The organism is Brevundimonas sp. (genome assembly GCF_044239655.1).
GTDB lineage: Bacteria > Pseudomonadota > Alphaproteobacteria > Caulobacterales > Caulobacteraceae > Brevundimonas.
On sequence record NZ_JBIIAY010000025.1, the window covers coordinates 21,351 to 29,971 of the forward strand.

12 protein-coding genes are annotated in these 8,621 nt (G+C 67.9%); 2 read left to right on the forward strand and 10 right to left on the reverse strand.

Annotated elements, in window-relative coordinates; translation table 11 throughout:
• Positions 1-109 precede the first annotated feature (109 nt).
• Positions 110-931, forward strand: a complete 822-nt coding sequence (locus ACILQR_RS05240) for an ABC transporter permease (RefSeq protein ID WP_395650428.1) — start codon at positions 110-112, stop codon at positions 929-931.
• Positions 932-1,312: 381 nt separating this feature from the next.
• Entirely contained in the window at positions 1,313-1,399 is an 87-nt protein-coding gene (locus ACILQR_RS05245; protein WP_395650436.1) for a DUF1674 domain-containing protein, read from the forward strand.
• A gap of 17 nt (positions 1,400-1,416) precedes the next feature.
• Here the strand turns inward: ACILQR_RS05245 and ACILQR_RS05250 are convergent, their stop codons facing one another.
• The 10 genes from ACILQR_RS05250 to ACILQR_RS05295 form a co-directional block, all read right to left on the reverse strand.
• Positions 1,417-1,872, reverse strand: coding sequence for a chemotaxis protein CheE (locus ACILQR_RS05250; RefSeq protein ID WP_395650429.1), 456 nt, complete (start codon positions 1,870-1,872; stop codon positions 1,417-1,419).
• On the reverse strand, positions 1,869-2,471 hold the full coding sequence (locus tag ACILQR_RS05255) for a response regulator (protein ID WP_395650430.1): 603 nt from the start codon (positions 2,469-2,471) through the stop codon (positions 1,869-1,871). Before ACILQR_RS05255 ends, ACILQR_RS05250 begins: the two co-directional genes overlap by 4 nt.
• Before the next feature lies 1 nt (position 2,472).
• Positions 2,473-2,808: a hypothetical protein gene (locus ACILQR_RS05260; RefSeq protein WP_395650431.1), complete on the reverse strand. Its 336-nt coding sequence runs from the start codon at positions 2,806-2,808 to the stop codon at positions 2,473-2,475.
• A complete protein-coding gene (locus ACILQR_RS05265) occupies positions 2,808-3,350 on the reverse strand; it encodes a chemotaxis protein CheD (RefSeq protein ID WP_395650437.1) in 543 nt (180 codons plus the stop codon). Before ACILQR_RS05265 ends, ACILQR_RS05260 begins: the two co-directional genes overlap by 1 nt.
• Positions 3,350-3,739 (reverse strand): response regulator, encoded by a 390-nt coding sequence (locus ACILQR_RS05270; RefSeq protein ID WP_271146208.1) that lies wholly within the window; start codon positions 3,737-3,739, stop codon positions 3,350-3,352. The genes ACILQR_RS05265 and ACILQR_RS05270 overlap by 1 nt, the downstream gene beginning before the upstream one ends.
• Before the next feature lie 11 nt (positions 3,740-3,750).
• On the reverse strand, positions 3,751-4,797 hold the full coding sequence (locus tag ACILQR_RS05275; RefSeq protein ID WP_395650432.1) for a chemotaxis response regulator protein-glutamate methylesterase: 1,047 nt from the start codon (positions 4,795-4,797) through the stop codon (positions 3,751-3,753).
• Positions 4,794-5,663, reverse strand: coding sequence for a CheR family methyltransferase (locus tag ACILQR_RS05280; RefSeq protein WP_395650433.1), 870 nt, complete (start codon positions 5,661-5,663; stop codon positions 4,794-4,796). Before ACILQR_RS05280 ends, ACILQR_RS05275 begins: the two co-directional genes overlap by 4 nt.
• Positions 5,660-6,121 (reverse strand): chemotaxis protein CheW, encoded by a 462-nt coding sequence (locus ACILQR_RS05285; protein ID WP_395650434.1) that lies wholly within the window; start codon positions 6,119-6,121, stop codon positions 5,660-5,662. The genes ACILQR_RS05280 and ACILQR_RS05285 overlap by 4 nt, the downstream gene beginning before the upstream one ends.
• A 2-nt stretch (positions 6,122-6,123) precedes the next feature.
• Positions 6,124-8,457 carry a chemotaxis protein CheA gene (locus ACILQR_RS05290; RefSeq protein ID WP_395650435.1) on the reverse strand — a complete coding sequence of 778 codons (2,334 nt, stop codon included), beginning with the start codon at positions 8,455-8,457 and terminating at the stop codon, positions 6,124-6,126.
• A 2-nt stretch (positions 8,458-8,459) separates the two neighbouring features.
• A partial coding sequence (locus ACILQR_RS05295; RefSeq protein WP_395650438.1) for a response regulator occupies positions 8,460-8,621 on the reverse strand: 162 nt, incomplete at its 5' end.

Sequence of the window (8,621 nt, forward strand, 5' to 3'; positions counted from 1 at the left end):
CAATCAAGGCCGTGTCCGGACAGGCAGGCTATCGTGTCCGGACATGCCGTCTGGCGCATGACAGCCTCGGCCCTTGCATCCCGAGGCGTCCGGCCGCATCTGCGCAGGCATGACCGATCTCGCCTCGACTCGCCCTTCCGGCCTGCCCACGCCCCGTCGCTATGACGGCGTCAACTGGATCGGGGTGCAGACCCTGTATCTGCGCGAGGTGCGGCGGTTCTGGAAGGTGGGGGCCCAGACGGTGGCGGCACCGGTGGTGACGACCCTGCTCTATATGCTGGTCTTCGTGGTGGCCCTGAAGGGGTCGCGCCCGCCGCTTCACGGGACGCCGTTTGCCGAGTTCGTGGCCCCCGGCCTGATCATGATGGCCATCCTGAACAACGCCTTCGCCAACTCCAGCTCCAGCCTCATCCAGGCCAAGATCATGGGCACGGCGACCGACTTCCTGACCCCGCCGCTGAGCCCGCTGGAGCTGACCATCGGGTTTTCGCTAGGGGCGGCGACGCGGGGGATCGCGGTCGGGCTGGTGACCGCGATCTGCGTCATGCCGTTCGCGAAGCTGGGCGTCACCAATGTGGCCCTGATCGTCTATTTCGCCCTGGTGGCGTCCCTGCTGATGGGGATGGTCGGGGTGTTCGCCGGGCTCTGGGCCGAGAAGTTCGACCAACTGGCGGCGGTGCAGAATTTCGTGGTCATGCCGATGACCTTTCTGTCGGGGGCCTTCTATCTGGTCGAGAACCTGCCCGAGCCGTTCGCCACCATCAGCCATTTCAACCCCTTCTTCTATCTGATCGACGGCTTCCGTTCGGGCTTCATCGGCCAGGCGGAAGGATCGGTCTGGATCGGGATGGCGGCGAGCGCGGTGCTGACGGTGGTCATGGCCTGCGCCTGCTGGCTGGTGTTCCGCTCGGGCTGGCGGCTGAAGAGCTGATCGCGTGATCGAGATCGAAGTCATCAAGCGGCTGCGGTGTTCGTCCGGCTATGACGCCGGAGCCTCAGTGAACACCCATGTTCCGAGACGCATGTGGGAGAGAAGTGAGGCTGGCGATCCCCGAGGGACCAGTCCAGGCGTTGCTGTTCAGATTATAGCCGTTCACACCTCCGCCCACTGGCTCTAGCGAGAGCGTGGCTCGCGCCGATGGAATCGGCATTACTGAGGTTGGGCTGATCTGACCCACGATTCGTGCTGGAGCGGGCTGGGCGAGACGGCAATGGTTCTCGCTCATAAGCTAAACCAGCCTCTCACCGCCGCCACGTCCTACCTGCACAGTGTCAAGACGAACCGGGCCAGCGCGCCCTGACTGAGGCAATCCTGGCGACCGAACACGGCGGGCCGACCGGACCAGAGCCGACCCGCTATGGGGACTGGGACAAAAAGGGTGTGGCCGTCGATTTCTGAGGCGACGGCGGGGGGCCTCAGGTCGCCAGCGGTCGCTGGCTGACCGAGCGCAAGCCTTCCAGAAGGACGTCGCTGGTGCGGCCGGGACGACAGCCACCCGCCATGATCAGTCGCATCGCCTGCAGATGCACGCGGACCGAAGGCCAGTGCCAGACGTCCGCCCCGATCATCCGGTCCGCCACGTCGCACAGACTGTAGGCGGCCTCATGCAGGGGACCGGTGTCGAAGAAACCGCCGAGGTCGATGATGCTCGAGGCCAGCCGATAGACCTGCGGGCCCGCATCGGGCGCCGCGTCGGCCGCGACCCTGTCCAGCTCGTCCAGGGCGTCCGCGATCGTCGCCATCACGCCGTCACGGTGCTGTTCCAGCTTCTCGCCGGCCATGCGGGTGGCGTCCTGAACGGTGCGGCCGCCGGGTTCGCGCAGTTGTTTGGCCAGGGGGCTCTTGATCTTGTAGGTGCGGACCTCGTTCACAGGGCGACCCTCATTGGTTTCATCATCATGTCGATGTCCGCCTGATCCATATTGGCTCCGGTGGCTTCGCCGACATGTTCGGACAGGTCCCCGGAACGACGCCCTGGGATCCCCACCGGCGGCCCGAAATTGCGCACCCGGCGATCGGGGCCGCAGTAGCTTTCGCATTCGATGAAGCTGCGTTCGTCCACGCCCAGCCAGAGGATGCGTTGCAACAGTACGCTGGGCGTCAGCGGTTTGGTCACGACGAAACTGGCACCGCAGTCGCGGCTCTTGAGGACCTGCGACGAGGCCGCGTGGCCGGTCAGCATGATCAGCGGCGTATGGCGAAGCGGGGCGTCCGTCTCGCGCCGGAGCCAGCGGGTGAAGTCGCATCCGTCCATCTCCGGCATCGCGCTGTCGATCAGGATCAGGTCGATGCTGCGCGTCTGGACCAGCCGGACCGCATCGGTGGACGATCCGCATTTGGTCTGCTCGCGCACGCCGAAGCCCTGGAAGATCGAACTCAGCATGTCGAGCGATCTCTGGTTGTGATCCACCAGCAGCACCGAGGAGTGCGCCAGATTGATCCGATCCGTCGGGGACGCGACCCGGGCCATCTCAGTCGAACAGCATGACGTCGCCCGACACCGCCGAGGCGCCGGACGCGAGGCCGCCGGTCAGCCGGGCGGTCTGATCGGACAGGGTCAGGACATGCAGGGCGACGTCGATCGGAACGCCCGCGCCGAGGGCGGCGACCAGGCCGCTGAGACCTTCGAGGCGCTGCAGCAGGAGGTCGAAAGCCTGGACCTGGGCCAGGGCGTCGGCCCGCGCCTCGGGCGGACACCAGACCATCAGGTCGGTGATCAGGCCGGACAGGCTGTCGAAATCCGCGCGGATGTCGCCCATCTCGTCGGCGACGGCGCTGAGCAGGATGTGGTCGCGATCCATGCCCATCAGAACAGCTCCACGGCGCCGGAGGCGACGGGCTGGACGCGCGGCGGGGGGGCCTGGGTCGGGACGTGGCTGTCGGTCACCGCGCGTTGCAGGGCACGGCCGCTGACGGGCCAGTAGTGCAGACGTCGTCCACCGGCACCGCGCAGGCTTCCGCCGACTACGGGAATGCCCTCGTCGCGCAGGAAGCGTTCGGCGAAATCGGCGTTGGCCAGGCCCACGTCCCTGAGCGAGTTGAACATCCGTCCACCGCCGAACAGCTTGGCTTCCAGCCGGTCACGGCGCGCGCCGGCCTTGAGCACGTCGTTGATCAGCAGTTCCATCGCATAGGCGCCGTAGCGGCGGCCTGCGTCGGTGCCGGCCCCGGCACCTTCCGGCAGCAGGAAATGGTTCATGCCCCCGACCCCGGTGTCGGGATCGCGCAGGCACATGGCGACGCAACTGCCCAGGATGGTGGTCAGCATCACATTGGGATCCGACGTCACATGGTGCTCGCCCTGGCCCACGTGGATCCGCTGCTCGGTCGCCAGGGCGGCGGCGGACATCATGTCAGCGGTCCGAAAACGCCTTCCAGCTTGTCTTTCAGCTGGGTGACGGTGAACGGCTTGACCAGATAGTTGTTGACCCCGAACTGCACCGCCCGGGCGACCAGCTCCTTGTCGGCACGCCCGGTCAGCATGATGAAGGCTGCCCCTTGCGTCGGCGGGTGCGAGCGCACGGCGCGCAGCAGGCCAAGGCCGTCGAGCTTGGGCATGTTGAAGTCCGAGATCACCAGGTGCGCGGGTTTGGTGATCATCTCGCGCAAACCGGCCTCGCCGTCCGCGGCCTCGCGGAACTCACGGAAGCCGAGCTGTTGCAGGCTGTTGCGGATCAGGGCGCGCATCGACATCTGGTCGTCGACGATCAGGGTATGGATGGCGGAAGCGGCGGGCATTCTGGGGGACCTCAGGCGGCAACATGGGCGTCGCGGGAGGGCGCGGCGCACAGGTCGAGGATGGCGGACGAAAGACGGGGCAGCGGCAGCTGGCGCTCGACGGCACCGATCTCATGGGCGACGCGCGGCATGCCGTAGACGACGGAGGACGCCTCATCCTGACCCAAGGTGTGGGCGCCGGCGTTGCGCATCTCCAGCAAGCCTTGCGCGCCGTCGCGGCCCATGCCGGTCAGGATCACACCGGTCATGGGGCGACGCATGCGGGCGACCGAGCGGAACAGGACATCGACCGAGGGACGGTGGCCGCTGACGGTGTCGCCCTGGCTCAGGCGGCAGCGCGGCGTGGTTCCGAACACCTCCAGATGGGCGACGCCGCCGGGCGCCAGATAGACGTGGCCGGGCATCAGGGGCGCGCCGTCGGTGGCTTCGCTGACCGTAGCGGCCGACATCTTGTTCAGACGCGCCGCAAAGCTGGGGGTGAAGGTCGCGGGCATATGCTGGGTGATCACGGTCGCCGGGCAGTTGGCCGGGAAGGCGGATATGATCGTCAGCAGGGCCTCCACGCCGCCGGTCGAGGCGCCGATGGCCAGGATGTGATCGGCCGCGGGGCGATAGTCGGTGCGCAGACGCGGCGCCTCGACGGCTTCGCGGGTCCGGACGCGGGAGCGGGCGGCGGTCTTCACCTTGAGGGTCAGTTCGGCGAAGGCCTCGGTCGCCGTGACGCCTGCGCCCGGTTTGCCGACCGCATCGACCGCGCCCATCTCGAGCGCCTCGATCGTGATCTCGGCACCGGCCTGGGTCAGGGTCGAGACCATGACCACGGGCATGGGCCGCAGCCGCATGATCTTTTCGAGGAACTCCAGCCCGTTCATATTGGGCATCTCGATGTCCAGGGTGATGACGTCGGGATTCAGTTCCTTGATCAGGGCGCGGGCCTCGAGCGGATCGGCGGCGGTGCCGATCACCTCGATCTCGGGATCGCGCCGGAGAGCGGCCGTGATCAGGCCACGCATCGTCGGTGAGTCGTCCACCACCAGGACGCGGACGGGACTGCTCATGCGCCGAGCCTGTAGGTTGTCAGGCCGCTGGTCTGCAGCTGTTTCGTGGCCGGCCCACTGACACGTTCGGAGTGGCCGATATAGAGGGTGGCGCCCGGGTTCATCAGCGGCGTGAACCGGCTCCAGACCCGCTCCTGGGTCGCATCGTCGAAATAGATCACCACGTTGCGGCAGAAGATGACGTCGAACCGGCCGCGCATCGGCCAGTCGCCGATCAGGTTCAGTTCCCGGAAGGACACGAGGTCGCGCAGGGTCGAGTTGGCCGACAGCAGGGCCTGACCCCGTGGGCCGACCTCCTTGTCGAAGAACCGGTTACGCAGCACCGGCGGGGCCGGCTCCAGCGCCTCTTCCGGATAGACGCCGATGGCGCCCTCGGCGACCATGTTGGGATCGATGTCCGTGGCCAGGATACGCACGTCCAGATCGGCGGCCTCGGGCAGGACAGCCAGGACGGTCATGGCCATGGAATAGGGCTCCTGACCATTGGAACAGGCGGCCGACCACAGGCGGACCCGGCCGCCGCTGCGCGCGCGCTCGGCCAGGGCAGGCATCACCTGATCGCGCAGGTGATCGAAATGGTGCGGTTCGCGGAAGAAGCGGGTGACGTTGGTGGTCAGGGCGGCCGTCATCGCCTGACGCTCGTCCACGCCCTGGACTCCCTCGATCAGGGCGCAATAGTCCCGGAAGCTGCGCAGGCCCAGGGTGCGCAGCCGCTTGGCCAGTCGCGAATAGACGAGCGCGGCCTTGCCCTCGTTCAGCGCGATGCCGGCGTGGCTGTGCAGGATCTGGGAGATGTTGCGGAAATCCTCGGCGGTGAAGACGAACTCGCCTTCGACCAGGGATTTGCGCCCGGCGGAGTTCGTCATGCGGCTTCGGCCTCGGTCTCGGGGATGATCCGGTCGAGTTCGATCAGGCTGATCATCCGGCCGTCGATGGCGAACAGGCCCTTCACGAAGGACTTCACCTGTTCGCTGGCGATGTCGGGGGTCGGCTGGACGGCTTCGTCGGTCAGCTGAATGATGTCGGACACGGCGTCGACCAGAAGGCCGACCATGCGGCCGCCGATGTGGGCGACCATGATCACGTGACGCGCCGACGGTTCCGACGTGCGCAGGCCGAAGCGGGCCCCAAGGTCGATGATCGGCAGGACCGCGCCGCGCAGATTGATGACGCCCTTCATATAGCCCGGCGCGCGCGGCAAGGGCGTCGCGGGCGTCCAGCCGCGGATCTCACGCACAGCCATGATGTCGACGCAGAACTCCTGCTCGCCGATGCGGAAGGCGATCAGTTCACGGCTGGCGGTGGTGGTGGAAACTTCGTGCATGATCAGCTCGCGAGTTTGAGGTCAGGACGAGAGGCGGCCTCGATGCGCACCGCCTTCTTGCGCCATGAGGTGACGATGGCGTCGACGTCCAGGATCAGGGCGACGCGGCCGTCACCCAGGATGGTCGCGGCGGCGACGCCCTCGACCTGCTGGTAGTTGGTCTCCAGGCTCTTGATGACCACCTGGCGCTGGCCCTGGATGGCGTCGAACAGCAGGGCGGCGCGGGCGCCGGCCTCGGTCTCGATGACCACGGCGACGCCCTTTTCCGGCAAGGCGGGCGTGTCGCGGAAACCCATGCCAAGGGCGACGTCGATCAGGGGGACGAACTGGTCGCGGAAACGGATCACCGGGTCGTGGCCGCCGACATAGTGGATGTCCTGTAACCGCGGCGTCAGGCTCTCGACGATGGCCGTCAGAGGCGCGACCAGGGTCTGGTCGGCGCCGGTGACCACCATGCCGTCCAGCACCGCGAGGGTCAGAGGCAGGCTGAGGGTAAAGGTCGAACCCTTGCCGGGGTTGGACGAGATCGAGATGCGGCCGCCCAGGGCCTGGATCGAGCGGCGGACCACGTCCATGCCCACGCCACGGCCCGAGACGTCGGTGATCGTCTCGGCGGTCGAGAAGCCCGGCAGGAAGATCAGGTTGTCGATCTCCTCGTCGGTGAGGACCGCGTCCTCGGCGATCAGGCCGCGCGAGACAGCGATGCCCTTGACCCGCTCGCGGTTGATGCCGGCGCCGTCGTCGGAGATCTCGATGACGATCCGGCCCGAGCGGTGCAGGGCCGCCAGACGGACCGTGCCCTCTGCCGGCTTGCCGGCGGCGACGCGATCCTCCGGGCTCTCCAGCCCGTGGTCGATGGCGTTGCGCAGCATATGGGTGATTGGCTCGGCCAGACGTTCGACCACGGTCTTGTCGACCTCGGTGTCCTCGCCGGCGGTGACCAGACGGACGCGTTTGCCGGTCATCTCGCCGACTTCGCGGACGAGGCGGGGCATGCGCTGGAACACCGATTTCACCGGCTGGGCCCGGATAGCCATGACACTGTCCTGGATCTCGCGGGTCAGCAGTTCGAGATCCTCGAGACCCACCGAGATGCCGGAGGAGCGGGCCAGACCGCTCTCGACCACCCGCTGGGCCAGCATGGCCTGCTGGATGACCAGTTCGCCGACGACGTTGATCAACCGGTCGACGCGGTCGAGGTCGACGCGGATGGTGACGGCGGCAGGCGCGGCGGGGGCTGCAGCCGCGGCAGGTGCAGCAGGTGCGGCGGCAGCGGCGGAGGCCGCGATCGGGGCGGGGGTGGCCGCCGGTGCGGGTTCCGCGATCCGGGCGGCGACGGGCTCGGGCGTTTCGGGCGACATCGGGGCGGCCATGGTCGTGAGTTCCGGTGCGACCGCGACGGGTGCCGCGACCTCGGCCTGGGCGCGCATCAACAGGGCCGCGATGTCGAGGTCTTCAGGCGGGGCCGGGGTCGTGGTCGGGGTCGAGGCCGGGGCGGCGGCGGCCGGTTCGGCGTCGGCGTTCAGGGGCATGATGGCCACGTCACAGTCGCTCTCGACGAAGTCGAACACGTCGCGGATAGCGGCCTCGCCGGCCTCGGTCGTCAGATCGACCGTCCAGGCCAGATAGCCTTCCTCGGCGACCAGTTCGGACAGGTCGGGCAGGGCGGAGGCGTCCAGCAACACCGTCATCTCGCCCAGGCGCGACAGCTCGCGCAGCAACAGGCCGGACTCGTTGGCGTGGACGTACATCCGACCATGCGGCCGGAACACCACGCGCCAGGCCTGACCGGCGGGCGTCTCGGCCGGGGTGTCGTCGCCGAGGCCGGCGAAGCTGAAGGCGACGGGGCGGAAGCCGAAATCATCCTCGTCGACCACCGCGTCGGGGACGGGCGTTTCAGCGACGGTGGGGCTCACCGCGACAGGCGCGCTCGCCTCCCCGTGGGTCAGCATTTCCAGTTCGGCGACCAGTCCGGCCGAGCGGGCTTCATCGACCGGTGCGGCCTGGCCGCGCGCGGCGGCGATATGATCGGCCAGGACATCGGCGGCCCGCAGCAGGGTCTTGACCGTCACGTCGTCACAGGATTTCCGCCCCGAACGGATTTCGTCCATCAGGGTCTCGAAGACGTGGGCGAAACGCACCAGGGCGTCGAGGCCGAAGGCCCCGGCACCGCCCTTGACCGAATGCACGGCCCGGAACACGGCGTGGACGGTCTCGTCGTCGGCCGTGCCGGACTCGATCGCCAGCAGGCCCGCTTCCAAGTCGCCGAGCAGTTCGTCGCACTCCTGGAAGAAGACGACCTTGATGGCCTCGAACGGATCCACGGCGTCGCTCATGATCAGGCCGCCACGCGTCGGACGGCTTCGACCAGCTTGACCGGGTCGAACGGCTTGACGATCCAGCCGGTCGCGCCGGCGTCGCGGGCGCGCTGTTTCTTGACGGCGTCGCTCTCGGTGGTCAGGACCAGAACCGGGGTCGCGCGATGGTTGGGGTCGGCGCG

What these genes read in the sequence shown, in the direction of transcription:
- ACILQR_RS05240 (WP_395650428.1), top strand. Translation starts at nt 110, where the DNA reads ATGACCGATCTCGCCTCGACTCGCCCTTCCGGCCTGCCCACGCCCCGT.
- ACILQR_RS05270 (WP_271146208.1), bottom strand. Translation starts at nt 3,739, where the DNA reads ATGCCCGCCGCTTCCGCCATCCATACCCTGATCGTCGACGACCAGATG.
- ACILQR_RS05260 (WP_395650431.1), bottom strand. Translation starts at nt 2,808, where the DNA reads ATGGGCATGGATCGCGACCACATCCTGCTCAGCGCCGTCGCCGACGAG.
- ACILQR_RS05290 (WP_395650435.1), bottom strand. Translation starts at nt 8,457, where the DNA reads ATGAGCGACGCCGTGGATCCGTTCGAGGCCATCAAGGTCGTCTTCTTC.
- ACILQR_RS05265 (WP_395650437.1), bottom strand. Translation starts at nt 3,350, where the DNA reads ATGTCCGCCGCCGCCCTGGCGACCGAGCAGCGGATCCACGTGGGCCAG.
- ACILQR_RS05280 (WP_395650433.1), bottom strand. Translation starts at nt 5,663, where the DNA reads ATGACGAACTCCGCCGGGCGCAAATCCCTGGTCGAAGGCGAGTTCGTC.
- ACILQR_RS05255 (WP_395650430.1), bottom strand. Translation starts at nt 2,471, where the DNA reads ATGGCCCGGGTCGCGTCCCCGACGGATCGGATCAATCTGGCGCACTCC.
- ACILQR_RS05275 (WP_395650432.1), bottom strand. Translation starts at nt 4,797, where the DNA reads ATGAGCAGTCCCGTCCGCGTCCTGGTGGTGGACGACTCACCGACGATG.
- ACILQR_RS05285 (WP_395650434.1), bottom strand. Translation starts at nt 6,121, where the DNA reads ATGCACGAAGTTTCCACCACCACCGCCAGCCGTGAACTGATCGCCTTC.